The 25,282-nt window shown below is 60.2% G+C and carries 23 protein-coding genes; 11 read left to right on the top strand and 12 right to left on the bottom strand.

Annotation, left to right across the window (positions count from 1 at the left end):
* Positions 1-21: 21 nt before the first annotated feature.
* Positions 22-462 (bottom strand): low molecular weight protein-tyrosine-phosphatase, encoded by a 441-nt coding sequence (locus tag KCG87_RS26530; RefSeq protein ID WP_027611472.1) that lies wholly within the window; start codon positions 460-462, stop codon positions 22-24.
* 291 nt (positions 463-753) lie between these two features.
* Between KCG87_RS26530 and KCG87_RS26525 the strand changes: the two genes are divergently transcribed.
* Together KCG87_RS26525 and tal are read left to right on the top strand one after the other, a co-directional pair.
* A complete protein-coding gene (locus tag KCG87_RS26525) occupies positions 754-1,704 on the top strand; it encodes a glycosyl hydrolase family 5 (protein WP_210559156.1) in 951 nt (316 codons plus the stop codon).
* 207 nt (positions 1,705-1,911) lie between these two features.
* The gene (gene tal, locus KCG87_RS26520) at positions 1,912-2,838 is read left to right on the top strand and encodes a transaldolase (RefSeq protein WP_027611470.1); all 927 of its coding nucleotides are present in this window, start codon (positions 1,912-1,914) and stop codon (positions 2,836-2,838) included.
* Positions 2,839-3,052: 214 nt separating this feature from the next.
* On the opposite strand, the gene rssC is transcribed toward tal, so the two are convergent.
* A complete protein-coding gene (rssC, locus tag KCG87_RS26515; protein WP_003226553.1) occupies positions 3,053-3,535 on the bottom strand; it encodes an anti-sigma factor antagonist RssC in 483 nt (160 codons plus the stop codon).
* Positions 3,532-4,716, bottom strand: coding sequence for a two-component system response regulator RssB (rssB, locus tag KCG87_RS26510; protein ID WP_041074010.1), 1,185 nt, complete (start codon positions 4,714-4,716; stop codon positions 3,532-3,534). Before rssB ends, rssC begins: the two co-directional genes overlap by 4 nt.
* A 274-nt stretch (positions 4,717-4,990) precedes the next feature.
* On the opposite strand from rssB, the gene KCG87_RS26505 reads away from it, so the two are divergent.
* Positions 4,991-5,290 (top strand): PilZ domain-containing protein, encoded by a 300-nt coding sequence (locus KCG87_RS26505; RefSeq protein ID WP_210559155.1) that lies wholly within the window; start codon positions 4,991-4,993, stop codon positions 5,288-5,290.
* Between the two features lie 52 nt (positions 5,291-5,342).
* On the opposite strand, the gene KCG87_RS26500 is transcribed toward KCG87_RS26505, so the two are convergent.
* Positions 5,343-6,032 (bottom strand): VacJ family lipoprotein, encoded by a 690-nt coding sequence (locus tag KCG87_RS26500; protein ID WP_098964788.1) that lies wholly within the window; start codon positions 6,030-6,032, stop codon positions 5,343-5,345.
* A gap of 197 nt (positions 6,033-6,229) precedes the next feature.
* On the opposite strand from KCG87_RS26500, the gene KCG87_RS26495 reads away from it, so the two are divergent.
* Positions 6,230-6,850 (top strand): HAD family phosphatase, encoded by a 621-nt coding sequence (locus KCG87_RS26495; protein ID WP_134786946.1) that lies wholly within the window; start codon positions 6,230-6,232, stop codon positions 6,848-6,850.
* Between the two features lie 109 nt (positions 6,851-6,959).
* Positions 6,960-7,223: a DUF4404 family protein gene (locus KCG87_RS26490; protein ID WP_083368391.1), complete on the top strand. Its 264-nt coding sequence runs from the start codon at positions 6,960-6,962 to the stop codon at positions 7,221-7,223.
* 178 nt (positions 7,224-7,401) lie between these two features.
* On the opposite strand, the gene queF is transcribed toward KCG87_RS26490, so the two are convergent.
* Both queF and KCG87_RS26480 read right to left on the bottom strand, forming a co-directional pair.
* Complete coding sequence (gene queF, locus KCG87_RS26485) at positions 7,402-8,232, bottom strand: NADPH-dependent 7-cyano-7-deazaguanine reductase QueF (protein WP_098964791.1); 831 nt, start codon at positions 8,230-8,232, stop codon at positions 7,402-7,404.
* Between the two features lie 61 nt (positions 8,233-8,293).
* Complete coding sequence (locus KCG87_RS26480) at positions 8,294-8,827, bottom strand: cupredoxin family protein (RefSeq protein ID WP_210559154.1); 534 nt, start codon at positions 8,825-8,827, stop codon at positions 8,294-8,296.
* Between the two features lie 154 nt (positions 8,828-8,981).
* On the opposite strand from KCG87_RS26480, the gene KCG87_RS26475 reads away from it, so the two are divergent.
* Together KCG87_RS26475 and KCG87_RS26470 are read left to right on the top strand one after the other, a co-directional pair.
* Positions 8,982-9,662 carry a heavy metal response regulator transcription factor gene (locus KCG87_RS26475; protein WP_134786948.1) on the top strand — a complete coding sequence of 227 codons (681 nt, stop codon included), beginning with the start codon at positions 8,982-8,984 and terminating at the stop codon, positions 9,660-9,662.
* Entirely contained in the window at positions 9,662-11,011 is a 1,350-nt protein-coding gene (locus KCG87_RS26470) for a heavy metal sensor histidine kinase (protein ID WP_210559153.1), read from the top strand. Before KCG87_RS26475 ends, KCG87_RS26470 begins: the two co-directional genes overlap by 1 nt.
* A gap of 98 nt (positions 11,012-11,109) precedes the next feature.
* On the opposite strand, the gene KCG87_RS26465 is transcribed toward KCG87_RS26470, so the two are convergent.
* From KCG87_RS26465 to KCG87_RS26455, 3 genes are all read right to left on the bottom strand, one after another.
* The gene (locus KCG87_RS26465) at positions 11,110-12,354 is read right to left on the bottom strand and encodes a lipoprotein-releasing ABC transporter permease subunit (protein WP_134786950.1); all 1,245 of its coding nucleotides are present in this window, start codon (positions 12,352-12,354) and stop codon (positions 11,110-11,112) included.
* 64 nt (positions 12,355-12,418) lie between these two features.
* Positions 12,419-13,102, bottom strand: coding sequence for a lipoprotein-releasing ABC transporter ATP-binding protein LolD (lolD, locus tag KCG87_RS26460; RefSeq protein ID WP_210559152.1), 684 nt, complete (start codon positions 13,100-13,102; stop codon positions 12,419-12,421).
* A gap of 7 nt (positions 13,103-13,109) precedes the next feature.
* Positions 13,110-14,360, bottom strand: a complete 1,251-nt coding sequence (locus tag KCG87_RS26455) for a lipoprotein-releasing ABC transporter permease subunit (protein WP_210559151.1) — start codon at positions 14,358-14,360, stop codon at positions 13,110-13,112.
* 94 nt (positions 14,361-14,454) lie between these two features.
* Here KCG87_RS26455 and KCG87_RS26450 point away from each other — a divergent pair, with 94 nt between their 5' ends.
* Together KCG87_RS26450 and KCG87_RS26445 are read left to right on the top strand one after the other, a co-directional pair.
* Positions 14,455-15,036 (top strand): PilZ domain-containing protein, encoded by a 582-nt coding sequence (locus KCG87_RS26450; RefSeq protein WP_007968195.1) that lies wholly within the window; start codon positions 14,455-14,457, stop codon positions 15,034-15,036.
* 14 nt (positions 15,037-15,050) lie between these two features.
* Positions 15,051-15,773, top strand: coding sequence for a glycerophosphodiester phosphodiesterase family protein (locus tag KCG87_RS26445; protein WP_047600122.1), 723 nt, complete (start codon positions 15,051-15,053; stop codon positions 15,771-15,773).
* A gap of 42 nt (positions 15,774-15,815) precedes the next feature.
* On the opposite strand, the gene sthA is transcribed toward KCG87_RS26445, so the two are convergent.
* Together sthA and KCG87_RS26435 are read right to left on the bottom strand one after the other, a co-directional pair.
* Positions 15,816-17,210 carry a Si-specific NAD(P)(+) transhydrogenase gene (gene sthA, locus KCG87_RS26440; RefSeq protein WP_003226580.1) on the bottom strand — a complete coding sequence of 465 codons (1,395 nt, stop codon included), beginning with the start codon at positions 17,208-17,210 and terminating at the stop codon, positions 15,816-15,818.
* A gap of 197 nt (positions 17,211-17,407) precedes the next feature.
* Entirely contained in the window at positions 17,408-18,457 is a 1,050-nt protein-coding gene (locus tag KCG87_RS26435) for an FAD:protein FMN transferase (protein ID WP_210559150.1), read from the bottom strand.
* A gap of 72 nt (positions 18,458-18,529) precedes the next feature.
* Between KCG87_RS26435 and KCG87_RS26430 the strand changes: the two genes are divergently transcribed.
* Positions 18,530-19,831, top strand: coding sequence for an MFS transporter (locus KCG87_RS26430; protein ID WP_096797170.1), 1,302 nt, complete (start codon positions 18,530-18,532; stop codon positions 19,829-19,831).
* A gap of 181 nt (positions 19,832-20,012) precedes the next feature.
* Here KCG87_RS26430 and KCG87_RS26425 read toward each other — a convergent pair whose 3' ends face one another.
* Positions 20,013-21,476, bottom strand: coding sequence for a glyceraldehyde-3-phosphate dehydrogenase (locus KCG87_RS26425; RefSeq protein WP_003226583.1), 1,464 nt, complete (start codon positions 21,474-21,476; stop codon positions 20,013-20,015).
* Between the two features lie 354 nt (positions 21,477-21,830).
* Between KCG87_RS26425 and mfd the strand changes: the two genes are divergently transcribed.
* A complete protein-coding gene (gene mfd / locus KCG87_RS26420; RefSeq protein ID WP_096797171.1) occupies positions 21,831-25,280 on the top strand; it encodes a transcription-repair coupling factor in 3,450 nt (1,149 codons plus the stop codon).
* Positions 25,281-25,282 lie beyond the last annotated feature (2 nt).

Raw genomic sequence — 25,282 nt, 5'->3', positions numbered from 1 at the left:
CACTGATCTGAAGAATATTCATCAATGTCCGAGGCGCTGCGCCCACGAGCTAACAGCATCTTCAATCAATGCATGGGCATGAATAAAAGCGGCCTTACCTTGACGATACGGATCCTGTATTTCTCGTTCGCTCTGCCACTTGCCAAGAAGAAATACTTTGCCTCGGGCGTGCGAGGCAATCTTCAGCACCTGATTCACATGTTGTTTTTCCATCACCAGAATCAGGTCTGATTCATTGACGATATCGGCGGTCAATTGCCGGGCCTGGAAACCCTCGGCGCTGTGCCCGTGGTCTTCCAGCACCTGGCGCGCCGAGGCTTCCATGCCTTCGCCGACCCGCGCAGAGAGACCTGCGGACGTCACCGAAATGGTTGAGGGGGTCAGCGCGTTACGCAGCAGAAGTTCTGCTGTCGGACTTCGGCAAATATTGCCAACGCACACGACGAGGATCTTTTTGAACAAGGTTTACATTCCTGTGTAATATCATTCTGCCAACATCTAGAGCGGATCTTAATGAACCCACTAGATCATTCTGCACTCAGAAATAGATTCGCCCTGTTAGTACCAGCGTATTAAGTACCACAGGGTCAAAAGCCGCCAAAACACAATTAACGGACTAAAAATAACTGTGATTTTCAGGTCTGGTTTTCCTGACAAAAAATAACATCGGCGCACTTAGTGCCATTGTCAGTTTCGAAACAGTTATCTCGAGATACCTTTTCGCCGTTGTCACTTCTCACCCGGAGAACCGACATGAAATCAGCCCATCTCAAACCCCTGAGCGCCCTGACCCTGTTACTGCTGGCGGCAACCGGCCAGAGCCAGGCCAATGAACTGTTCCCGGCATTGCCCGCCAATAAAACCATCGGGGTTCAGGTCAAAGTCCAGACCTTTTCCGCTGCCGACGCCGAGCGCGTCAAAGCCACCGGCTTCAGTTTCGTGCGTTTTGGCGTATGGACTGACAGCCTGCCCAGCGCGGCCTACCAGAAGCAGATCAGCGATGCCTTCGCCGTGGCCCGCGCTGCTGGTCTTCCGGTGCTGATGACCCTGCGCGCGACCAAGCCGTTACAGGCCAATGATCTGGCGAACGCGGGGGTCGCGTATGCCAACGCGCTGACCAGCCTGGCAGCGACCTATGGCTCACAACTGGTGGCGATCGAGCTATGGAATGAGCCGGACCTCGGCACTTACTGGCCGACCGGCAATTTCGACACGACCTTCGTGCCGTTCATGAGCGCAGCGTGCAAGACCCTGCAAGACAAACCCCAGACAGTCCCGGTGATCGGTTTTGGCTTCGCCCGGCCGCCCACCGCCGGCTCGGCGTCCACTGTGGCACTCAACCGAGTCGTCAGCGAATACCCCAAATGCCTCAACGCGGTCTCCTACCATCCCTACGGCATGAGCGGCACGCAGATCAGCAACGCCCAGGCGTTTATCCAGCAGAACTTCCATCTGCCGGGGGTGATCAGCGAATGGGGCATCTCGGCGCTTCCCTCCAACGGCGGAACTGAAGGCCAAGCCAGTAAAATCAGTGCATTCGTGGCCGATATCAAAACCCGCAACATTGCCCTGACCTCGATTTACGAGTGGAAAAACAGCGACACCGGCAGCAATGACCGCGAGAAGAATTTCGGTCTGTTGACGTCCGATGGCCAGCCGAAACCGGCAGAAACTGCGGTCAAAACCCAGCTGAGCCAGCAATAACCTCCATCAATGTGCTCAAGGGGCGCTGGCCGTCAGTTGCTTTGAACCTGCGGCCGATTTTGGCATCGTATTCATCGATACCGCGCCCCACCGTTCAAACAGCCGTTCTCAGGTTGTTGCCCCCGGGGAACCCGTTGCGCCTTGATGCCCTTGAGTGGCTGTCAACGCTCGGGTAATGTCGTCAAACCCACAGGACAGAGCACACCCATGACTTCCAAGCTGGAACAACTCAAACAGATGACCACCGTAGTTGCCGACACCGGCGACTTCGAAGCGATCGCCCGGGTCAAGCCGGTCGACGCCACCACCAACCCTTCCCTGCTGCTCAAGGCAGCCGCCATCCCCGCCTACGCCGAGCTGCTGAACGCCTGCGTCAGCGACTGCAAGGGCGACGTGGGTCTGGCCAGCGACCGTTTCGGCGTCGCCGTGGGCCAGGAAATCCTCAAAGTGATTCCGGGCCGCATTTCCACCGAAGTGGATGCGCGCCTGTCGTTCGACCAGGACGCCGTGCTCAAGCGTGCGCATCGCCTGATCGAGCTATACGACAAGGCCGGCATCGGCCGTGACCGCGTGCTGATCAAGATCGCTTCGACCTGGGAAGGCATCCGCGCTGCGGAGATCCTCGAGAAGGAAGGCATCCAGACCAACCTGACCCTGCTGTTTTCCTTCGCTCAGGCCGCCGCTTGCGCTGACGCCGGGGTGTTCCTGATCTCGCCGTTCGTGGGCCGCATCTACGACTGGTACAAAAAGGCTAACGGCAACGACTACACCGGCGCCGATGATCCGGGCGTGCAGTCGGTGACCCGCATCTACAATTACTACAAGGCCAATGACTACAAGACCGTGGTCATGGGTGCCAGCTTCCGCAACCTGAGCCAGATCGAACAACTGGCCGGCTGCGATCGCCTGACCATCAGCCCGGACCTGATCGACAAGCTCGCGGCAGACACTGGCAAACTGGAGCGCAAACTCGCCCCGGGCCACGCCGGCGAAGCGCGCCTGAGCCTCAACGAAGCGCAATTCCGCTGGTTGTCCAACGAAGACGCGATGGCCACCGAGAAACTGGCTGAGGGCATCCGTCAGTTTGCCCGTGACCAGGAGAAGCTTGAGGCGCTGCTGCAGGCCAAGCTGTGATCTGAGTCGCTGAAATGCAAAAAGGGCGAACCCGGTTGGGTTCGCCCTTTTTTGTGCCTGCTGGATTATTAGTGTTTTGGCGAGAGCTATCGCGAGCAGGCTCACTCCTACAGTGGATCTGTGGATTACTCAAGATTATGCGTCGAATGAGAAACCCTGTAGGAGTGAGCCTGCTCGCGATAGGGCCAGCAGGCCCTACCCACATTTCAGGCCATCAATGCCGTTCGAGGGCATTCACCAGATCATGGAAGGCTTCACGATTGGAGTCGTTCAGGCCCATGAGGATCTTGTGCGCTTCGAGCACCTTGATCCGCACCACTTCTTCGGACTGGTCCTGATCCGGCAGGTCATCCAGGCACTCGGGGCACGGCACCGGGTGGTTGACGATGTTGAACACCTGCTCGAAGCCCATCGACTGCAGCAGCCGGGTGATGTCTTCGTGGGTGGTGACGACGGTCGGCAGCAGGCCGACCTTTTGCCGCGACAGGATCGACAGTTTGGCCAGCAGGCCGAGGGTGGTGCTGTCGATGCTGCGGGTTTCGGTCAAATCGATCACGATCGCGTTGAAATTCAACGCGGTGAAGATTTTCTCAATAGTCGCATCCAACGCCGAACACAGGGTCAGGCGAACTTCACCGACGAACTTCAGGACGAAGGTGCCGTCCTGCTCGGCGAACTGGATTCTACCGGTACTCATTGAAGGTTCCTGCTCAACACCAACAGGGCGATATCATCCGGCATCTCCCCTAGCGTGGCCAATCCAAACACTTGCCGCAGACCATCCAGGCTGCCGCCCGCCGACTTCACCCGTTGGGGCAAAGCGGCTTCTTTTTCCTTGAGCGTCGGTTCTGGCAACAGATCCAGAATGCCGTCGGACATCAGCGTCAGGCTGAACGTCGGAGGCAGCTCAAGCACGTGATCTTCGTAGGTGGCCTCATTGAACAGGCCCACCGGCAAACCGCGGCCTTCGAGGTAACGAACACTGTCAGGCGTGTACAACACAGGCAACGGCAGATGGCCGCCGATGCTATAGGTCAACAAACCGGTCTCCTCGTCGATGACTCCACCGACCATTGTGACGTGTTTGCCCAGCTTACAACTGATCAGCCCCCGGTTGATATGACCAAGGACTTCCGAAGGCTTGAATTCCGGCAACGTGCCGTTGCGCTTGGACTCGAACAGCAGGCGCGTGGTCATGAACTTCAGCAGCACCGTGACGAACGCTGACGAGGCGCCATGGCCCGATACGTCGGCCAGGTAGAACGCCACCCGACGCTCGTCGACACGGAAGTAGTCGACAAAATCACCCGACAGGTACAGCGACGGGATGATCTGGTGGGCAAACTGGAACTCGTCGATGCGCCACGGGCTTTCCGGCAGCATGTTCATCTGCACCTGACGACCGGCGTTCTGGTCTTCCTGGAGCAGGTTCAGGCTGGCTTCGAGCTCGCGGTTGGCCTTCTCCAGCTTCTCGCGGTAGCGCTGGTTCTCCAGCAGCAGGCGCGCACGATCCAGCGCGCGACGCACCGAATGCTCGAGCACGGCCAGGTCTTCGAGAGGCTTGATCAGGTAGTCCGCCGCACCCAGGCGCAGCGCCTCGACCGCATCGTTCATCACGCCGGCACCCGAAACGACGATCATCGGCGTTTGCGGTGAGCGCTCGGTGACCTGACGGATGAGTTCGAGACCACCCATCTGCGGCATGCGCAGATCGCAGATGACCAAGTCGGGCTTGTCTTGCTCGAATACCTGAAGACCCTGTTGGCCGTTGCTGGCCTGCAGGACGCTGAAACCACTGTCTTCCAAATAGGCCGCGAGGCTCGCGCGCACTACTTCGTCATCATCGATTATCAGCAGCGTGGCACTGGTTTTTGGCATGTGGGCAAACGGCGCCAGAATTAGGTTGGCGTAGCAGGCGGGGCATCGGCCCGGCTCAGACTACTGGATTCGCTTTCTAGCCTCTCTGCTGCACCGCTTTCGAGCACTGAGCCGGAACGCGATTGCACCAGAGGTGCCCTTCTAAGGCGCAGACGGTACTCCCATCCGCGGGGCGTTTCAAGCATGCGCCGATGGTCGCTTGACGACTTTACTTGTCAAATCACCGAGAGTTATAAGAACAGCTCAAACCGTAACCCAATGGAAGGTCGAAGCCATGAGTCAAACCGGTCGGGACTACAGCGAAAAGCGCGATTTCATCCGCATGCGGGTCGACGCCGATGTGGTGTTGATCCATGAAGGCGATGAGATCGCCGGCGTGTGCATCGACCTCTCTAGCAGTGGCATGCAGGTCGAAGCGCCGCGCCAGTTCGCGGTTGGTGACCGTTTGAGCGTGCGCATCGATTCCGAGCATGCGGCGCTGAGCGGGCTGGAAGCGGAGACCGAAGTGGTCTGGGTCAAGGCCCAGGACGGCGATGGCCAGAAGCTCGGCCTGAGCATTCTGAAGATGAAATAAGCGCACACAAAAAAGGCGGCCTCGCGGGCCGCCTTCCTGTCATCGGTCGAGATTAAAAATCGTCTTCGACGTGACCATCCTTGACCTTGAACTCGCGGTTCTGCAGGTAGGCGTTGCGGATGAAGGTGTATTTGTCGCCGCTGATCAGCTTCTCGCTCGACAGCAGGCTGGCGCGGGTGTCGACGATGTTCAGGCCGAACACCGAGTTACGGACAGGCACGTCGTTGATGTAGCGGTACGGACCGGTGTAGCTGTCGACGTACTTGGACGGTGCATCACGCAGGGTGCTCGGGCCGAGCAACGGCAGCATCACGTAAGGGCCGCTGCTGACGCCCCAGTAACCGAGGGTCTGACCGAAGTCTTCGTCACTGCGATTCAGGCCCATTTTGGTACCGACATCGAAGAAGCCCAGCAGGCCGAAGGTGGTGTTGAAGATGATACGCGCGGTATCGACACCGGCTGCTGCCGGTTTGGCCTGCAGAATGTTGTTCGCCAGGTTGGTGACGTCACCGACGTTGCGGAACATGTTGTGGATGCCGTCTTCGAGGAACTGCGGCGTCACGAACTCATAACCCTGCGCCAGCGGCTTGAGCGCGTAGGTGTCAACGAAGTCGTTGAACTGGAAGATCGGGCGGTTGACGCTTTCCCAAGGGTCTTCTTCCGTTGCAGCGTTGGCGGCGAACGGAACCAGCAGGACGCTGGCACATACACATAGCTGAGCGAGAGGATTGCTCCAGCGCATAGAAAAACTCCTTGGATTTTTACTGGCGCGGGCACCCGGGCCCAGGCGTTAAGAGCGCTAGTATAAGCGCAAAAGCCGTTTTGGGCAGTCCACCCGTGAAGAGTAATGCAGGACGTTTCCAGGGAGCGCCTTCACACACCTGTCATCCAACTGTCACCGGCGTCGCCTAGCCTCATGCCTATTTCAGGGACGTTGCCATGACCCATGCTGAAGTCTTGCCTGTCGCCGCGCCCGGCCTGACCGCCGTGCTGTTCGGACTCAGTGGCTGTCTGGTGGATTTCGGCGCCCGTGCCCATCAACACGCCAGCGTACTGCCCGAGCACGCCGACGCCACACCCGGCGCTCTCGACAGCCTGCTCAGCCTGCAGCGCCAGCAGATTCCCTGTGCGTGGATCGACGAGCTGCCCCCTGCCCTCGCGCACCCCTTGGCGGCCTCTCTGCCGGCGTGGATCAAACCGACGCAATATTCAGCAACAATCAATCCATGGCCCGCACCGAACGCCTGCTGGCAGGCGCTGATGGGTTTGAACGTCAGCTGCCTGGATGGCTGCGTGCTGGTGAGCGGCGAGCCCCGGTTGCTGCAAGCGGGCCTCAACGCCGGGCTGTGGACCATCGGCCTGGCGTCCTGCGGCTCACTGTGCGGCCTGTCGCCGAGCGAGTGGCAAGCGCTGAGCCAGAACGAACGCGACCAACGACGCGGTAAGGCAACCCTGCAGTTGTTCGGGCTGGGCGTGCATTCGGTGATCGATCATCTGGGCGAACTCGACACCTGCCTGGCCGACATCAACCTGCGCCGCCTCAAGGGCGAAAAGCCCTGACCGGGATCATGCAGGTTGCCGCAGAGTGGATTAATCTAAAGGTCAGCCATAGACCTTTGGCGCGCGGCTGCGGTCAATGCCAGTGCCTCTTGATAAAAGGAACCCCACCATGCCCGCCCAAGAACTGCAAAAACAACTCGACACCCTGCGCGAGCAACTGGAGCAGAATCCTCCGCTGTCCGAAGCCGAACGTGAAGATCTGCATGCGCTGATGGCGCAGATCGAATCGGAAATCAAACTGGAGAGCGCCACTCAGGATGCCAGCATCGCCGATGGCGTGAACCTGGCGGTGGACCGCTTTGAACTCGAACACCCGGCCATTGCCGGCACCCTGCGCAATATCGTCAATGCGTTGGGTAGCATGGGGATCTGATTTCCCTCCCCTGAAATGCAAAAAGCCCTGCCAGCGCTGGCAGGGCTTTTTCATTTCCACAATTTGAAACACATTCCAATGTGGGAGCGGGCTTGCTCGCGAAAGCGGTCTGTCAGCCAATGCATCATCAACTGACAGACCGCTTTCGCGAGCAAGCCCGCTCCCACAATTCAGATGTTTATTGACGGACCAGGCGGTGGTTCGGCAGTTGTACCGCTTCAGTGCTGCGATACGGGTTGATATCCAGCCCGCCGCGACGCACATAGCGCGCAAACACCGTGAGCTTCTCCGGCTTCAGCAAACGCTGCAGGTCGAGGAAAATCCGCTCCACACACTGCTCGTGGAAGTCCGAGTGCTGGCGGAAACTGACGATGTATTCCAGCAGACTCGCGTGATCCAGCGCCGCGCCACGATATTCCACCACCACGCTGCCCCAGTCCGGCTGACTGGTCACCGGGCAGTTGGATTTGAGCAGATGGCTATGCACGCTCTCTTCGACAATCTTCGAATCATCGCAACGCAGCAGTTCCGGACGCGGATGCTCATAGTTGCTGACGCTGATGTCCAGATCGTCGATGCACACGCCCGGCAACGCCACGACGCCTTCGGCCTCGACGTCCTTCAGGCTGCGTACCCGTACGCCGACCGGTTTGCCGGCAGCGGCCGACAGGTCCTTGACCAGCGTCGCCTCCAGGCTGGCGATATCGGCAAACGGTGTCTGATTCAGCGAGTTCAGGTACAACTTGAACGACTTCGATTCGATAATGTTCGGCGAATCCGCCGGAATGCTGAATTCACCGATCGCCACCACCGGCTTGCCCGATGGCAACAACCACGACAGTTCGAAGCAATTCCAGAAATCCACGCCTTTATACGGCAGGGTTTCGGCGGTCAGGCCCAGCTCGGCCCATTTCGCGGTGCGCGGAATCGGGAACAGCAGGGACGGCGTGTACGTGGCGATGTATTCGCTGGATTTGCCCAGCGGCGAATGTTCGGCTGCGGGATGCATGGCGGAAACCTGACTGAAGAATCAGCGGATTCTATCAGCCTTTGCGCCCGCCTTTGAGTGCTTACTGACTGACAGTCAGTTTGCCGACCATGCCCGCCTGGTAGTGACCGGGAATATTGCAGGCAAATTCCAGGCTGGTGGCCTTGCTGAAGGTCCAGGTCAGCTCGGCGGTCTTGCCCGGCTCGACCAGCACGCTGTTGGGGTCGTCGTGCTTCATGCCGTGGCCCATGCTGCCGTGATCCATGCCCGCCATGTCGTGGGACATTTCTTTCATGCCGGTAGGCGTGAGCATGCCGCTTTGCTGCATCTGCAACATTTCCTGCTGGTGCTGGTCATGCATCGCGGCGTCACCGAGGTTGAATTCGTGCAGCAACTGGCCTTTATTCACCAGCACAAAGCGAACCGTCTCACCGGCCTTGACCTGAATCGCCTTGGGATCGAACGACATGTCGTTCAGTACAACTTCAATGCTGCGAGTAGCCTTGGCTGCTGGTGCCGGTTGGCCGAAATCATAGCTGTGCGCGGGTGCGGCCCAGACAGGTGAACTCAGCGCCAGCACACAGGCGGCGACGGCCAGAGGGTTGCGCAAAAACATAGTCATACTCCAACAAGATAAGGTTCAGCCTGTGGGAAACTCTAGCCCGCCTGCGCTGGCAGCTACCTGACAGGCAGATTACAACTTTGTCAGGTTGGCGCGTGTCGCCTGCTCCCACGGTATAACGCTTTTGTTCCTACAACCCGAGTCGCCCATGAAACTGCTGATCGTCGAAGACCAACCGAAAACCGGCCACTACCTGCGCCAGGGCCTGACCGAGGCCGGCTTCAACACAGAACTGGTGGCCGACGGCGTCAGCGGTCAGCAACTGGCGTTGAACGGGGATTATGCGCTGTTGATTCTCGACGTGATGCTGCCCGGGCGCAGTGGCTGGCAGATTCTGCAGGCGGTGCGCAACGCCGGCCTCGACACGCCGGTACTGTTTCTCACCGCCAAGGACGCCGTGGAAGACCGGGTGCACGGCCTCGAACTCGGCGCCGACGATTATCTGGTCAAACCCTTCGCCTTCTCCGAACTGCTGGCCCGGGTGCGCAGCCTGCTGCGCCGGGGCAGCGCCCTGCCCCAGGAAACCAGTCTGCAACTGGCCGACCTGCGTCTGGACCTGATTCGCCGTCGGGTCGAACGCAGTGGTCAGCGCATCGACCTGACCGCCAAGGAGTTCGCCTTGCTGGAAATGCTCCTGCGCCGCCAGGGTGAAGTGCTGCCGAAATCGCTGATTGCCTCGCAAGTCTGGGACATGAACTTCGACAGCGACACCAACGTGATCGAAGTGGCGATCCGTCGCCTGCGCCTGAAAATCGACGATGACTTCCCCAATAAACTGATTCACACCGTGCGCGGCATGGGTTACGTGCTTGAAGAGCGTCCAGCCTGATGCGTCGCCTGTCGCTGAGTTCTCGTCTGGCTCTGCTGTTTGCCGCGTGCACCGCCGTGGTCTCGCTGTTCGCCGGGGTGCTGTTCAGCCGCGCCAGCGAGGCGCACTTCATTGAGCTCGATCAGCAATTGCTGGACGGCAAGCTGATCGGTTTGCGCCGAGCCTTGCAGGATGTGCAACCGGCTCAGCGTGAGGCGCGGCTGGCGGATGAGCTGAGCCGTCAGGCCGATCTGGCGCTGCGTATTACCGGCAGTGACGGCCAGCGCTGGTACGACAGCTCGATCAATTTACCGCAGGACTTGCCGCAACAGCCGGGCCTGTCGACCATCAGCCATGACGGCGCCGACTACCGCGTGCTCAACGCCCCGCTCTACCCTGACAAAACCGACTCGCCACAGCTCACTCTGCTGCTGGACATCACCCATCACCAGCACTTCCTGCAGCGCATGCAGCATCTGATCTGGCTGACCGTCGGCTTGTCGGCCCTGGCCACCGCGCTGCTCGGCGCGTGGGCCGCGCGCAGCGGTTTGCGTCCGTTGCGCCGTATGAGTGCGGTCGCCCGTGGGATTTCCGCACAATCACTGAATGCCCGACTGCCGGAAGCGCAAATGCCGCCAGAGCTTGCTGAAATGGCCCACAGCTTCAACGCCATGCTCGGACGCCTCGATGACTCGTTTCAACGGCTGTCGGCGTTCTCTGCCGACATCGCCCATGAACTGCGCACACCGCTGTCGAACCTGCTGACCCACACCCAAGTCACCCTCACCCGCCCACGGCCAATCGAGGATTACCGCGAAGCCCTGCACAGCAACCTCGAAGAACTGCAATGGATGGCGCAACTGGTCAACGACATGCTTTATCTGGCCAAGGCTGACCACGGTTTGCTGATGCCCAAGCGTGAGGCACTGGAACTGGCAGATGAGAGCGATGTGTTGCTGGAGTTTTTCGCGCCACTGGCCGAGGACGCCGGGGTGACACTGAGCCGCGAAGGTCATGCGCGTATAGAAGGCGATCGCAGCATGCTGCGCCGGGCCTTGTCGAATCTGCTGGATAACGCGCTGCGCTTCACCCCGGCGTCAGGCAGCGTGCGCCTGTCCATCGTCGATCAACCGCACATAGCGCAGGTGTCGGTGGAGAACAGTGGCGAAGGCATTTCGGCAGAGTTGTTGCCACGGCTGTTTGACCGGTTTTATCGAGCAGATCCGGCGCGGCAGGAAGGCAGCAGTGAACATGCGGGGCTGGGGCTGGCGATTACCCAATCGATCGTCCGCGCCCATGGTGGGCAGATTCATTGCGAATCGGCTGCGGGGTGGACGCGGTTTGTGATCGAGTTGCCCAAGAAGGATTGAGGCCGACAGTTCCGGCCCCTTCGCGAGCAGGCTCACTCCTACAGTTGAAATGCATTCCCCTGTAGGAGTGAGCCTGCTCGCGATAGCGGTAATAGAGCTTACGAATATCTCAGCGCATGCGCCGGCTCGATCTTCGCCGCCCGCAACGCCGGGTACACCGTCGCCAGGAAGCTCAGAATAAAGCCCGCCGAGCAGATCAACAGCACATCCCCGCCCTGCAATTCCGAAGGCAGGTTGCTGACGAAGTACACGTCGGAACTGAAGATGTGCTGCCCGGTAACGCGCTCGACCCAGCCAACCATTTCGCTGACGTTCAGCGCCGCGATCACGCCGAGCACGCCACCAATCAATGTGCCGACAATGCCGATCACCGTGCCCTGCACCATGAAGATCGCCATGATCTGCCGTGGCGTGGCGCCGATGGTGCGCAGGATCGCGATGTCTGCGCCTTTGTCGTTCACCACCATGATCAGCGTGGCGATGATATTGAACGCCGCCACCGCGACGATCATCAGCAACAGCAGGCCGATCATGGTTTTTTCCATTTTCATCGCGCTGAACAGGCTGCCCTGGGTGTGAGTCCAGTCGTCAGCCTTGAACTCATCGCCCAGGCCTGCGGCGATGTCCGAGGAGACTTTCGGCGCGGCGTACAGATCCTTCACCGCAAGGCGCACACTCTGCACCTGATTCGGCTGCCAGTGCTGCATGGTCGCGGCATCGGCCACGTGGATCAGGCCCATCGAACCGTCCAGTTCGGCGCCGACCTTGAACACACCGACCACGTTCAGGCGCTGCATGCGCGGGGTAATGCCCCCCGGTGCGGTGCTGACTTCCGGCACGATCAGAGTGATCTTGTCGCCGACGTTGAGGCGGAAGCGCCGCGCGGTGATTTCACCGATCACTACACCGAACTCGCCCGGCTTCAGGTCATCGAGACGTCCCTGCACAATGTGCTGGGCCACAATCGACACCTTGCCTTCCTGGGCCGGGTCGACGCCGCTGATCTGGATCGGCTGCATCAAACCCTTGTAAGACAGCATGCCTTCCATCTCGGTGAACGGCACGGCGGCGGTCACTTCCGGATTTTTCAGCGCGGCGGCGGCGACCGGCTGCCAGTCATCGATCGGCTTGACGCCAACGATGGTCGCGTGCGGCACCATGCCAAGGATGCGCGAGCTCATTTCGCGCTGGAAGCCGTTCATCACCGACAGCACCACGATCATCGCCAGCACGCCGAGGGCGAGCCCGATCATCGAAGTCATCGAGATGAACGAAACAAAGCGATTGCGGCGCTTGGCGCGGGTATAGCGCGTGCCGATAAAGATCGATAACGGTCTGAACATTCGCTGGGGCACCGTATAAAAATAAAAGACCCGATGCCTTACACAGGCACCGGGTTTCGGTCGGTCAAATGGCGGTCAGGCAACCTTCTTGCAACTGCAGGACGCGGTCCATCTGGCGGGCCAGGTTCATGTCGTGAGTCACCACCAGGAACGCCGTGCGCATTGAAGTGCTGAGTTCCAGCATCAAGTCCTGGATGCCTTCGGCGGTGTGCGAATCAAGGTTGCCGGTTGGCTCGTCGAGCATCACCAGGCCTGGATTGTTCACCAGCGCACGGGCGATGGCCACACGCTGGCGCTCGCCACCGGACAGCTCGGCCGGTTTGTGCTCCAGACGATGGCCCAGCCCCACCCGCTCCAGCAACGCGGTAGCGCGCTGACGTGCTTGCGGGATCGCGGTCTTGCCGATCAGCAGCGGCATACAGACGTTTTCCAGCGCGGTGAATTCCGGCAGCAAGTGGTGGAACTGGTACACGAACCCCAAGGCACGGTTACGCAGCAGGCCACGCTTCTTCTCGCTCAGCGCCGACAGTTCTTCGCCGTCGAGCCAGACACTTCCCTCGGTCGGCGTGTCGAGACCGCCCAGCAGGTTGAGCAAGGTACTTTTGCCCGAACCGGATTTGCCAACGATCGCCACACGCTCGCCGGGGTGCAACTCCAGTTGCAGACCGGCCAACACTTGCACCGACTCCGGGCCTTCCTCGTAGGACTTACCCAGCTTGCGGCAGCTCAAGATTGCTTTATCACTCATGCCCGACTCACTCATAACGTAGCGCCTCCGCCGGCTGGGTGCGCGCAGCACGCCAGGCGGGATACAGGGTGGCGAGGAAACTCAGGACCAACGCAGCAGCGCAGACCATGACCACGTCCTGGCTCTGCACCTGCGACGGCAGGTAATCAATGAAATACACATCGGCGTTGAGGAACTTGTGGCCGATCAGCCCTTCGAGGGCGGAAATCGCCGCACTGACGTTGAGCGCAGCGAGAATACCGAGCACCGCACCAATCGCCGTACCGACCACGCCGATCACGGTGCCCTGCACCATGAACGTGCGCATGATCGTCCCCGGCGTAGCGCCGAGGGTGCGCAGAATGGCGATGTCGCTCTTCTTGTCATTTACCACCATCACCAGCGTGGAAATGATGTTGAACGCAGCCACCGCGACGATCAGCAGCAACAGCAGACCGATCATGGCTTTTTCCATGCGGATCGCCTGATACAGGTTGCCGTGGGTGCGGGTCCAGTCGCGGGCGTAGTAATGGTCTTCGCCCAGTTGCTGGGCGATGGTCCAGGCCACGCGCGGCGCCTGGAACAGATCATCGAACTTCAACCGGATGCCCTGCACCTGATCAGGCTTCCAGCGGTGCATTTTCGCCAGATCCTGCAGGTTGGTGACGCCCAGATAGCCGTCCAGCTCACCGGCGCCGACATGAAAAATGCCGACCACGGTGAAACGCTTCATGCGCGGGAACATCCCGGCCGGGGTCACGCTGACCTCCGGCGCGACGAAGGTGACCTTGTCACCGAGGCCCACGCCGAGCTTGGTCGCGGCCTTGTCGCCGATGACGATGCCGAAGCTGCCCGCCGTCAAATCGTCGAGTTTGCCCTGCTTCATGAAGTTGTCGATGATCGACACATTGCGCTCGAGCGCGGGGTCGATGGCGTTGAGCAACACCTTGGACACCTGGCCGTTGTTGGTCAGCAAGCCCTGCATCTGAGTAAACGGCGCAACCGCCGTCACCTCAGGGTTGCGTTTGACCTTGGCGGCCAGGCTCTGCCAATCGTTGATCGGTTCGCCGGTTTCAAGAGTTGCGTGGGGCACCATGCCCAACACGCGGGTGCGCATCTCATGATCGAAGCCGTTCATCACCGAAAGCACCACGATCATCACGATCACGCCGAGGGCGAGCCCGATCATCGAAGTCAGGGAAATGAATGACACAAAATGATTGCGACGCTTTGCACGGGTATAACGCGTGCCGATAAATACGAAGAGAGGTCTGAACATGTCGGGGCTTGTTCGGAGGGAAAAGAAACGTCCTTGTGGCGGGGGTCGATAACCAGCTTTACACTCAGACCACCGCCGCTACCATGGGTTCGCCATGTCGACATTAGATGAAGAAGATCGCCGCGAATACTACCGTATCGAGGACATGATCGCACTGGAAATTCGGCCCCTGTCCGCTCCCGAAGCCGCAGGCCAGGAAGTGTTGCAGGATGCTTCCCCGCTGTTCAACCTGCTCAGCGAACTGCACCTGAGCGAATTCGAGTCGCAGCACCTGTTACGCCAGATCAGCGAGCGCGACCGGGCGATCGCCGCGTTTCTCAAATCCCAGAACAAACGCATCGACCTGCTCAGCCAGGTGGTCGCCCTGACCGTGCTCGGCCATATCGGCGAGCCGCAACCGGTGATCATCTCCGAAGGCGGGATCGACTTTCAGCACCCGACCCCGATTGCCACTGGCGCACACCTGTCGGTGAAACTGGTGCTGATGCCGCAGGCACTGGGCCTGCTGCTGCGCGCCCGCGTCACTCATTGCGATCGCAAGGGCGACGGCTACGACGTCGGCACCGAGTTCGAACACTTGACCGACGCCCAGCGCCAGTTGCTCGCCCGCTATATCTTGCAGAAACAGGCCCAGGAACGACGCCTGGCCCGTGAACAGAACGAATCAGGCATTTAAATTAAGGAAGCACCGTGACCCTCATCTACGGCCACCGCGGCGCCAAGGGCGAAGCACCGGAAAATACCCTGACCAGTTTTCAGGAATGTCTCAAGCACGGCGTACGCCGTTGCGAACTGGATCTGCACCTGTCCAAGGACGGCGAGCTGATGGTGATCCACGACCCGACCCTCAAGCGCACCACCGACCGGCGCGGCAAGGTGGTCGAGCACACCGCCGCCGAACTGGTGACCTACGACGCGCGCAAGGGCGGCCCGGGCTGGATCAAACCGTGCCCGATTCCGACCCTGGAAGAATTGTTCGAGCAGTGTGATTTCGAGCACTGGCAACTGGAAGTCAAAAGCGCTTCACGCACCCGCGCCGCGACTACCGTACTGGCGATTCGCGAAATGGCCCAGCGTCATGGCCTGCTGGACAAGGTCACCATCACTTCGAGCTCGCGGGAAGTGCTGAAAGCGGCGCTGGACCTGGTACCGGACGTGTCGCGTGGACTGGTGGCCGAATACGCCTGGCTCGACCCGCTAAAGGTCGCGGCCAGCTATGGCTGTGAGATTCTGGCTCTGAACTGGACGCTGTGTACGCCGGAACGCCTGCAGAAGGCGCAGCGTCAGGGGCTGCATGTCTCGGTGTGGACCGTCAACGAGCCTGCGCTGATGCGCAGACTCGCTGACTTCGGCGTTGACAGCCTGATTACAGACTTTCCCGGTTTGGCCACTGCCACCCTTGAGAATTGCTGAAATCGGTCTCCCCGGCCGGCTCAGGCCACCGGCCGGAGCCCGTCAAAAAAGCCGGTTGAGGCCGTCGTACGCCGCTACCCGATAGGCTTCGGCCATGGTCGGGTAGTTGAACGTGGTGTTGACGAAGTACTTCAGCGTATTCAACTCGCCCGGCTGGCTCATGATCGCCTGACCGATGTGCACGATCTCCGACGCCTGATAACCGAAGCAGTGGACGCCCAGCACTTCCAGGGTTTCACGGTGGAACAGGATCTTCAGCATGCCTTGCGGCTCGCCGGCGATCTGCGCACGCGCCATGCTCTTGAAGAACGCCTTGCCGACTTCGTACGGCACCTTGGCCTGGGTCAGCTCCTGCTCGTTCTTGCCGATCGAACTGATCTCCGGAATGGTGTAGATACCGGTCGGCACGTCATTCACAAAGCGCCAGCTACCGTTATCAACGATGCTGCCGGCAGCCGAACGACCCTGGTCGTGGGCCGCACTGGCCAGGCTCGGCCAGCCGATCACGTCGCCGGCGCCGTAGATGTTCGGCACGCAAGTGCGGTAGGCCTCGTCGACTTCGATCTGGCCACGGCTGTTGACCTTGACCCCGATGTTTTCGAGACCGAGCTGGTCGGTGTTGCCGGTACGGCCGTTGCACCAGAGCAAGGCGTCGGCCTTGATCTTCTTGCCGGACTTGAGGTGCAGGATAACCCCGTTATCGACGCCCTCAACGCGATCGTAATCTTCGTTGTGGCGCACGGTGATGTTGTTGTTGCTGAAGTGGTAGCTCAGCGCCTGGGAGATTTCCGAGTCGAGGAAGCTCAACAACTGACCGCGGTTGTCCACCAGTTCAACCAATACACCCAGACCGCTGAAGATCGAGGCGTATTCGCAACCGATCACGCCAGCGCCGTAAACGATCAGTTTGCGCGGGGTGTGGCCGAGGCTGAGAATGGTGTCGCTATCGTAGATGCGCGGGTGATTGAAATCGATGTCCGCCGGGCGATAAGGGCGCGAACCGGTGGCGATGATGATGTGCTTGGCCACCAGCTTCTCGACTACACCGTTGGCGCAGACCACTTCGATGGTTTGCTCGTCGGCGAAGCTGCCGGTGCCGAAGAACACGTCGACGCGGTTACGGGCGTAGTAGCCGGTGCGCGAAGCGACTTGTTTGGAAATGACTTTCTCGGCGCTTTTCAACACGTCCGGGAAGGAGAACCAGCGTGGTTCGCCGATCGCCCGGAACATCGGGTTGGTGTTGAACTGCATGATCTGCCGCACCGAGTGACGCAGGGCCTTGGACGGGATGGTTCCCAGGTGGGTGCAGTTGCCGCCGACCTGGCGACGGCTGTCGACCATTGCCACCTTGCGCCCCGCTTTGGCGGCGTTCATTGCCGCGCCCTCTCCCGCCGGGCCGGAACCCAACACCACCACGTCGTAGTTGTAGACAGCCATGCGTACTCCTCAGAACAGGCCGCGGTGCCAGCAGCACCGGCGGCTAAATCACGCCGAATCGCGGCGCGAAGGAACAATTGGGGGTCAGTAAAGAACCCGGACACAGTCTATAGAAGCGTCAACGCCGCGCACATTAACCCTTGGTCGCGTCGTAGGCTACTTTTGCCTGCACTACAACGCCAGCTTTCGTACTGTTTTCAGTCAACTTTTGCGCCACTGAGGCGTTCGAAAGCCGCACTGGTGCGGATTACAAAACCTGTATCGGCACGAATCACGAAGAATGCACCAATGTCATGTTTTTCGGCATAGTCCCAAGCCCGTTCAGGCCCGAGAATCAGCAACAGCGTCGATAGTCCATCGGCCATCAACGCTGAAGGATGAATTACCGTGACTGACGCCAGGTTATGTAGGACCGGTGCCCCGCTCCGTGCATCGAAGGTGTGGGAATAGCGCCGGCCGTTCTGCAGGAAATAGTTGCGGTAATCACCGGAGGTGGACACCCCGTAGCCATCGACCTGAATGATCCGTTCGGCCACCTGTTGATCGTCTCGCGGCTCTTCCAGCGCAATACGCCAGGATGAGCCATCAAGCTTCTTGCCCTTGGCCTTTAGCTCACCGGTGGCTTCGGCGAGATAGTCATGGATGCCCATCGACTCGAGCCTGGCGGCGATGGTGTCGACCGCGTAACCGGCGGCGATGCTGTTGAAGTCGACTTCGACAGCGCCGTCCTTGCACAAGCGGTCGCCGTCAATATGCAAATGGCGGTAGCCGACTCGCTGCAGGGTTTCGGCCAGCGCGGCGGAGTCGGGGACTTTCTCTTCACGCCCTTGCGGGCCGAACCCCCACAGGTTCATCAGCGGTTCGACAGTCAGGTCGTAGGAACCTTCGCTTTGCTCCGACAGCTGTTCGCCGACACGGACCAATTCGAGCACGGCAGCCGGCATGGTCTGACAGCTGTTCGCTGGCAAGGCATTGAAGCGCTCTATGTCAGAGTCATTGCGATAGGTCGACATCTGCCGATCCACTTTCGCGAGGATAGCCTCCACTTCCCGGCGAACTTGCGCCGGTTCGGCAATACCCGAGTGCCGCACGTACTTGATCGAATACGTGCTGCCCATGGTCGGGCCCCCAAAGCTTTCCATGGACTCACCGTTGCCACAGGCAGCGAGGACAACCGCCACACTCACAAGCCAAACCCACCGTCCAGTGAACAATTCTTCATCTCCCCATAAAAGCGCGCCAGCCATTATGGATCAAAGGCCCGCACGCTCCCCAACGGATGCAACGCGTCATAAGAAACCAATAATGAGTAACTGAAAATGTCCTCGACCACGGGCAAAGGCAAAGCGATTTTTCGCGTTGTCAGCGGCAATTTTCTCGAGATGTTCGACTTTATGGTCTATGGCTTCTACGCCACGGCCATCGCCAAAACCTTCTTCCCGGCCGACAGCGCCTTCGCTTCCCTGATGCTGTCCCTGGCCACCTTCGGTGCCGGTTTCCTGATGCGTCCGCTGGGCGCGATCTTCCTTGGTGCCTACATTGACCGTCACGGTCGTCGCCAGGGCCTGATCATTACCCTTGCGTTGATGGCCGCCGGTACGATCCTGATCGCCTGCGTGCCGGGCTATGCCACTCTGGGTGTCGCAGCGCCGTTGATCGTGCTGTTCGGTCGCTTGCTGCAAGGCTTCTCGGCCGGCGTCGAGCTGGGCGGTGTTTCGGTGTATCTGGCGGAAATCGCCACGCCGGGCCGCAAAGGCTTTTTCGTCAGTTGGCAGTCCGCCAGCCAGCAGGCGGCGGTGGTGTTTGCCGGCCTGCTCGGAGTGGGTCTCAACCACTGGCTGAGCCCGGAACAGATGGGTGACTGGGGCTGGCGCGTGCCGTTCCTGATCGGCTGCATGATCGTTCCGGTGATCTTCGTCATTCGTCGTTCGCTGGAGGAAACCCCGGAATTCCAGGCGCGCAAACATCGCCCTACCCTGCGGGAAATCGTCCGCTCAATCGGTCAGAACTTTGGCATCGTCATCGCCGGCATGGCGCTGGTGGTGATGACCACGGTTTCGTTCTACCTGATCACCGCCTACACCCCGACCTTCGGCAAGGCTGAACTGCATCTGTCGGATTTCGACGCGCTGCTGGTGACCGTGTGCATCGGTCTGTCGAACTTCTTCTGGCTGCCGGTGATGGGCGCGGTGTCCGACAAGATCGGGCGCAAACCCCTACTGCTGGCGGCGACGATTCTGGCGATCCTGACCGCCTACCCGGCGCTGTCGTGGCTGGTGGCGAACCCGAGCTTCAGTCATCTGCTGATCGTCGAACTGTGGCTGTCGTTCCTGTACGGCTCGTACAACGGCGCAATGGTGGTGGCGCTGACCGAAATCATGCCGGTGGAAGTGCGCACCACCGGATTCTCGCTGGCCTATAGCCTGGCGACGGCGACCTTTGGTGGCTTCACGCCAGCAGCCTGTACTTATCTGATCCATGTGCTGGACAACAAGGCTGCGCCGGGGATCTGGCTCAGCGGTGCGGCGGTGCTGGGACTGATTGCGACGCTGGTGCTGTTCCGTGGCAATAAGCATGAGCTGCGGACTGCGCAAGCGGCCGTGGCAGGTGGCGCCCGATAAAACGCCTTCGGGAGCAAGCCCCCTCCCACAAGGTCCGGTGGTGCCAACATGATTGTGTGAACACCGCCAAACCTGTGGGAGGGGGCTTGCTCCCGAAGAGGCCGGTACAGGCAATAAAGATTCAGCAGGCATAAAAAAACGCCCCGACCTAAGTCGGGGCGTTTTCATTTGCAGCGAAGGCTTAGCGCGGGAACGCTGGCGGGTTTACACCGGCCATGTCTTCCATCACGCGAACCACCTGGCAGCTGTAGCCGAACTCGTTGTCGTACCAGACGTACAGCACAACGCGGTTGTCCTGAACGATGGTCGCTTCAGCGTCGACCACACCGGCGTGACGCGAACCCACGAAGTCAGTGGACACCACTTCCTGCGAGTTGACGAAGTCGATTTGCTTGTGCAGATCGGAGTGCAGCGCCATGTAGCGCAGGTACTCGTTCATCTCTTCACGGCTGGCGGCTTTCTCAAGGTTCAGGTTGAGAATGGCCATCGACACGTTTGGCGTCGGAACGCGGATCGCGTTACCGGTCAGCTTGCCGGCCAGCTCAGGCAGGGCCTTGGCAGCGGCGGTGGCAGCACCGGTCTCGGTGATGACCATGTTCAGCGCGGCGGAACGGCCACGGCGATCGCCCTTGTGGAAGTTGTCGATCAGGTTCTGGTCGTTGGTGTACGAGTGAACGGTTTCGACGTGACCGTTGATGATGCCGAACTTGTCATTCACAGCCTTCAACACCGGCACGATGGCGTTGGTGGTGCAGGAAGCGGCGGACACGATCTTGTCGTCAGCGGTGATTTCGTTGTGGTTGATACCGTGAACGATGTTCTTCAGCTTGCCTTTGCCAGGCGCGGTCAGAACAACGCGAGCGACACCCGGGCATTGCAGGTGCTGACCCAGGCCATCGGCGTCACGCCATACTCCGGTGTTGTCCACCAGCAGCGCGTCTTTGATGCCGTACTGGGTGTAATCCACCTCGGTCGGGTTCTTCGCGTAGATCACCTGGATCAGGTTACCGTTGGCGGTGATGGTGTTGTTTTCTTCGTCGATGACGATGGTGCCGTTGAACGGACCGTGCACCGAATCGCGACGCAGCAGGCTGGCGCGTTTGGTCAGGTCGTTTTCGGCGCCTTTGCGCACGACGATGGCACGCAGACGCAGACCGTCGCCACCACCGGTTTTCTCGATCAGGATGCGCGCCAGCAGACGGCCGATACGACCGAAGCCGTACAGCACAACGTCAGTGCCTTTACGGGCCGAAGCGTTTTGCTGACCAACCACGTCAGCCAGTTCTTCACGAACGAACTGCTCGGCGCTGCGGCCGTTGCCTTCGCTGCGGAATTTGAACGCCAACTTGCCCAGGTCTACCGAAGCCGCGCCGAGCTTGAGCTCGCTCATGGCTTTCAGCAGAGGGAATGTTTCGTGGACGGAGAGTTCGCTATCGTCGGAGGAACGGTGGCGAGCAAAGCGATGAGCTTTGAGAATCGCGATGACAGACTGGTTGATCAGGCTGCGGCCATAGATCGAGCTCACCACGTTGTTATTGCGGTAGAGCTGACCGATAAGCGGAATCATCGCTTCTGCGAGTGCTTCACGGTCGATCCATTCACCAAGACACTGGTCGGGCTTCTGAGTCACGGGAACCTTCCACATGTAGGGGCAGAAAAAAGGGGCTACATTATGCCGCCGAGAACCTCTTGTAGCAATGCGCGCTTGTCGCGCAATCGGTAACAAAATTCCGTTCAAAAAAATTACGCCCCGCGCCAGCCCAGTAAAACCGGGGCTTCCAGCGCAGTCAATTTTTCGACGACTGTTAGACGATGTCTGTAACCCTCCGTAACACCAGTCGATTTCGGCACTACATAACCACTAAAAAAGTGCTCGTTTTTATGGTTACCACTACATTTTGCGCAAAGCGCGAAGATAGACGCAGTCTGCAACTGACAGCCGGCACCTGACGCCGCTACAATTACCGACTTTGTCGCAAAGCCTGGAGCTCAACCTTCCGTGCCCGTTCTGCGTCTACCGCTTCTCCCTGCCGCGGCAGGTAAACAGCATTGGGGCAACCTGCCCGGTGCTGCCCTCAGCCTGGCGATTGCCGAGGCTGCCAGCGCTGCCAAGCGCTTCACCCTGCTACTGACCGCCGACAGCCAGAGTGCCGAACGGCTGGAACAGGAGCTGAGTTTCTTCGCCCCGGATTTGCCCGTACTGCATTTCCCCGACTGGGAAACCCTGCCGTACGATCTGTTCTCGCCGCACCAGGACATCATTTCCCAGCGCATCGCCAGTCTATATAGGCTGCCGGAGCTGGCGCACGGCGTGCTGGTGGTGCCAATCACCACCGCCCTGCACCGCCTGGCGCCGACCAAGTTCCTGCTCGGCAGCAGTCTGGTGCTGGATGTCGGGCAGAAGCTCGATGTCGAACAGATGCGCTCGCGCCTCGAGGCCAGCGGCTATCGCTACGTCGATACGGTTTACGAGCACGGCGAGTTCACCGTACGCGGCGCGCTGATCGACCTGTTCCCGATGGGCAGCAAACTGCCCTATCGCATCGACCTGTTCGACGACGAAATCGAAACCCTGCGCACCTTCGACCCGGAAAACCAACGTTCCATCGACAAGGTCGATTCGGTCAAACTGCTGCCGGCGCGAGAATTTCCGCTGCAGAAAGATGCGGTCACCCGCTTCAAGGCGCGTTTCCGCGAGCGTTTCGACGTCGACTTCCGGCGCTGCCCGATCTTCCAGGACTTGAGCAGCGGCATCACCCCAGCCGGTATCGAGTACTACCTGCCGCTGTTCTTCGACGAAACCTCGACACTGTTCGATTACCTGCCGCAGGACACTCAAGTGTTCTCGCTGCCGGGCATCGAACAAGCGGCAGAAAACTTCTGGAACGACGTGCGCAATCGCTACGAAGAGCGCCGCGTCGATCCATCGCGCCCTCTATTGCCGCCTGCGGAATTGTTCCTGCCGGTGGAAGACTGCTTCGCCCGCCTCAAGAGCTGGCCACGGGTCGTCGCCAGTCAGCAGGACGTCGAATCCGGTGCCGGCCGCGAGCGCTTCCCGGCGCAGGCACTGCCAAACCTGGCGATCGAAGCCAAGGCCACACAACCACTGGCGGCGCTCTCGACATTCCTCGACGAATTCCCCGGACGCGTGCTGTTCACCGCCGAATCCGCGGGCCGGCGTGAAGTCCTGCTGGAGCTGCTGGAACGGCTGAAGCTGCGGCCGAAAACCGTCGACAGCTGGCCGGACTTCGTTTCGAGCAAGGATCGCCTGGCGATCACCATCGCGCCGCTCGACGAAGGCTTGATGCTCGATGACCCGGCGCTGGCGCTGGTGGCCGAGAGCCCGCTGTTCGGTCAGCGCGTCATGCAGCGTCGTCGCCGGGAAAAACGCGCCGACGCCAACAACGACGCGGTAATCAAGAACCTCACCGAACTGCGCGAAGGCGCGCCGGTGGTGCACATCGATCACGGTGTTGGACGTTATCTGGGCCTGACGATTCTGGAGATCGACAACCAGGCGGCCGAATTTCTTACCCTGGAATATGCGGAGAACGCCAAGCTCTACGTGCCAGTGGCCAACCTGCACCTGATCGCCCGTTACACCGGCAGCGATGACTCACTGGCGCCGCTGCACCGCCTCGGCTCCGAGACCTGGCAGAAAGCCAAGCGCAAAGCCGCCGAACAGGTGCGCGATGTCGCCGCTGAGCTGCTCGACATCTATGCCCGTCGTGCCGCCCGCGAAGGCTACGCGTTTGCCGACCCGAAAGCCGATTACGCGACCTTCAGCGCCGGTTTCCCGTTCGAAGAAACGCCGGACCAGCAAGCGACCATCGAAGCGGTGCGCGAAGACATGCTCGCGCCAAAGCCGATGGATCGTCTGGTCTGCGGCGACGTCGGTTTCGGCAAGACCGAAGTGGCGATGCGCGCCGCGTTCATCGCCGTGCACGGCGGGCGTCAGGTCGCGATTCTGGTGCCGACCACCCTGCTCGCCCAGCAGCACTACAACAGCTTCCGCGACCGCTTCGCCGACTGGCCAGTGACCGTGGAAGTGATGAGCCGCTTCAAATCGGCCAAGGAAGTCAACGCGGCGATCGCCGATCTGGCGGAAGGCAAGATCGACATCGTCATCGGCACGCACAAGCTGCTGTCCGACGACGTGAAGATCAAAAACCTGGGTCTGGTGATCATCGACGAAGAACACCGTTTCGGTGTCCGGCAGAAAGAACAGCTCAAGGCCCTGCGCAGCGAAGTCGACATTCTCACGCTGACCGCCACGCCGATTCCGCGCACGCTGAACATGGCGGTGTCGGGCATGCGCGATCTGTCGATCATCGCCACGCCGCCGGCGCGACGCCTGTCGGTGCGCACCTTCGTCATGGAGCAGAACAAGAGCACGGTCAAAGAGGCCCTGCTGCGTGAACTGCTGCGCGGTGGGCAGGTTTACTACCTGCACAACGACGTGAAGACCATCGAGAAGTGCGCTGCCGATCTCGCCGAACTGGTGCCGGAAGCACGGATCGGCATCGGTCACGGACAGATGCGCGAACGCGAACTCGAACAGGTGATGAGCGACTTCTATCACAAGCGCTTCAACGTGCTGATTGCCTCGACCATCATCGAGACCGGCATCGACGTGCCGAGCGCCAACACCATCATCATCGAGCGCGCCGACAAGTTCGGTCTGGCGCAATTGCACCAGTTGCGCGGACGTGTCGGCCGCAGTCACCACCAGGCTTACGCGTACCTGCTGACGCCGCCACGCCAGCAAATCACTTCGGACGCGGAAAAGCGTCTGGAAGCGATTGCCAACACCCAGGATCTGGGCGCCGGTTTCGTGCTGGCGACCAACGACCTGGAAATCCGTGGCGCCGGCGAACTGCTGGGCGATGGCCAGAGCGGGCAAATTCAGGCCGTGGGTTTTACGTTGTACATGGAGATGCTCGAGCGCGCGGTGAAGTCGATCCGCAAGGGCGAGCAACCGAATCTCGATCAACCGCTCGGCGGTGGCCCGGAGGTCAACCTGCGTGTGCCGGCGCTGATTCCGGAAGACTATCTGCCGGACGTTCACGCCCGCCTGATTCTGTACAAGCGCATCGCTTCGGCCACCGACGAGGAAGGCCTGAAGGATCTGCAAGTGGAGATGATCGATCGTTTCGGCCTGCTGCCGGAGCCGACCAAGAATCTGGTGCGCATCACCGCGCTGAAGTTGCAGGCCGAACAACTGGGCATCAAGAAAGTCGACGGTGGCCCGCAGGGTGGACGCATCGAGTTCGCCGCGCAGACGCCGGTCGACCCGATGACCTTGATCAAACTGATCCAGACTCAGCCAAAACGCTACAAATTCGAAGGCGCCACGATGTTCAAGTTCCAGGTGCCGATGGAACGCCCGGAAGAGCGCTTTAATACTGTAGAGGCGCTGTTCGAGCGCCTCCTCCCGAAAACTGTTTGAAG

Origin of the sequence: Pseudomonas sp. MWU347 (assembly GCF_017947305.1) — a bacterium.
GTDB lineage: Bacteria > Pseudomonadota > Gammaproteobacteria > Pseudomonadales > Pseudomonadaceae > Aquipseudomonas > Aquipseudomonas putida_A.
The sequence above is the reverse complement of the archived record's forward strand: the minus strand, read 5'-3'. Positions and strand labels throughout refer to the sequence as shown.

Bases quoted from the DNA above. Each gene is read 5' to 3' on its own strand.
- tal (WP_027611470.1), top strand. From the start codon at position 1,912: ATGACTTCCAAGCTGGAACAACTCAAACAGATGACCACCGTAGTTGCC.
- KCG87_RS26505 (WP_210559155.1), top strand. From the start codon at position 4,991: ATGAGTCAAACCGGTCGGGACTACAGCGAAAAGCGCGATTTCATCCGC.
- rssC (WP_003226553.1), bottom strand. From the start codon at position 3,535: ATGAGTACCGGTAGAATCCAGTTCGCCGAGCAGGACGGCACCTTCGTC.
- KCG87_RS26455 (WP_210559151.1), bottom strand. From the start codon at position 14,360: ATGTTCAGACCTCTCTTCGTATTTATCGGCACGCGTTATACCCGTGCA.
- KCG87_RS26480 (WP_210559154.1), bottom strand. From the start codon at position 8,827: ATGTTTTTGCGCAACCCTCTGGCCGTCGCCGCCTGTGTGCTGGCGCTG.
- KCG87_RS26490 (WP_083368391.1), top strand. From the start codon at position 6,960: ATGCCCGCCCAAGAACTGCAAAAACAACTCGACACCCTGCGCGAGCAA.
- KCG87_RS26525 (WP_210559156.1), top strand. From the start codon at position 754: ATGAAATCAGCCCATCTCAAACCCCTGAGCGCCCTGACCCTGTTACTG.
- KCG87_RS26430 (WP_096797170.1), top strand. From the start codon at position 18,530: ATGTCCTCGACCACGGGCAAAGGCAAAGCGATTTTTCGCGTTGTCAGC.
- KCG87_RS26465 (WP_134786950.1), bottom strand. From the start codon at position 12,354: ATGTTCAGACCGTTATCGATCTTTATCGGCACGCGCTATACCCGCGCC.
- queF (WP_098964791.1), bottom strand. From the start codon at position 8,232: ATGCATCCCGCAGCCGAACATTCGCCGCTGGGCAAATCCAGCGAATAC.
- KCG87_RS26425 (WP_003226583.1), bottom strand. From the start codon at position 21,476: ATGTGGAAGGTTCCCGTGACTCAGAAGCCCGACCAGTGTCTTGGTGAA.
- KCG87_RS26475 (WP_134786948.1), top strand. From the start codon at position 8,982: ATGAAACTGCTGATCGTCGAAGACCAACCGAAAACCGGCCACTACCTG.
- KCG87_RS26470 (WP_210559153.1), top strand. From the start codon at position 9,662: ATGCGTCGCCTGTCGCTGAGTTCTCGTCTGGCTCTGCTGTTTGCCGCG.
- KCG87_RS26500 (WP_098964788.1), bottom strand. From the start codon at position 6,032: ATGCGCTGGAGCAATCCTCTCGCTCAGCTATGTGTATGTGCCAGCGTC.
- rssB (WP_041074010.1), bottom strand. From the start codon at position 4,716: ATGCCAAAAACCAGTGCCACGCTGCTGATAATCGATGATGACGAAGTA.
- KCG87_RS26495 (WP_134786946.1), top strand. From the start codon at position 6,230: ATGACCCATGCTGAAGTCTTGCCTGTCGCCGCGCCCGGCCTGACCGCC.
- sthA (WP_003226580.1), bottom strand. From the start codon at position 17,210: ATGGCTGTCTACAACTACGACGTGGTGGTGTTGGGTTCCGGCCCGGCG.
- KCG87_RS26435 (WP_210559150.1), bottom strand. From the start codon at position 18,457: ATGGCTGGCGCGCTTTTATGGGGAGATGAAGAATTGTTCACTGGACGG.
- KCG87_RS26450 (WP_007968195.1), top strand. From the start codon at position 14,455: ATGTCGACATTAGATGAAGAAGATCGCCGCGAATACTACCGTATCGAG.
- lolD (WP_210559152.1), bottom strand. From the start codon at position 13,102: ATGAGTGATAAAGCAATCTTGAGCTGCCGCAAGCTGGGTAAGTCCTAC.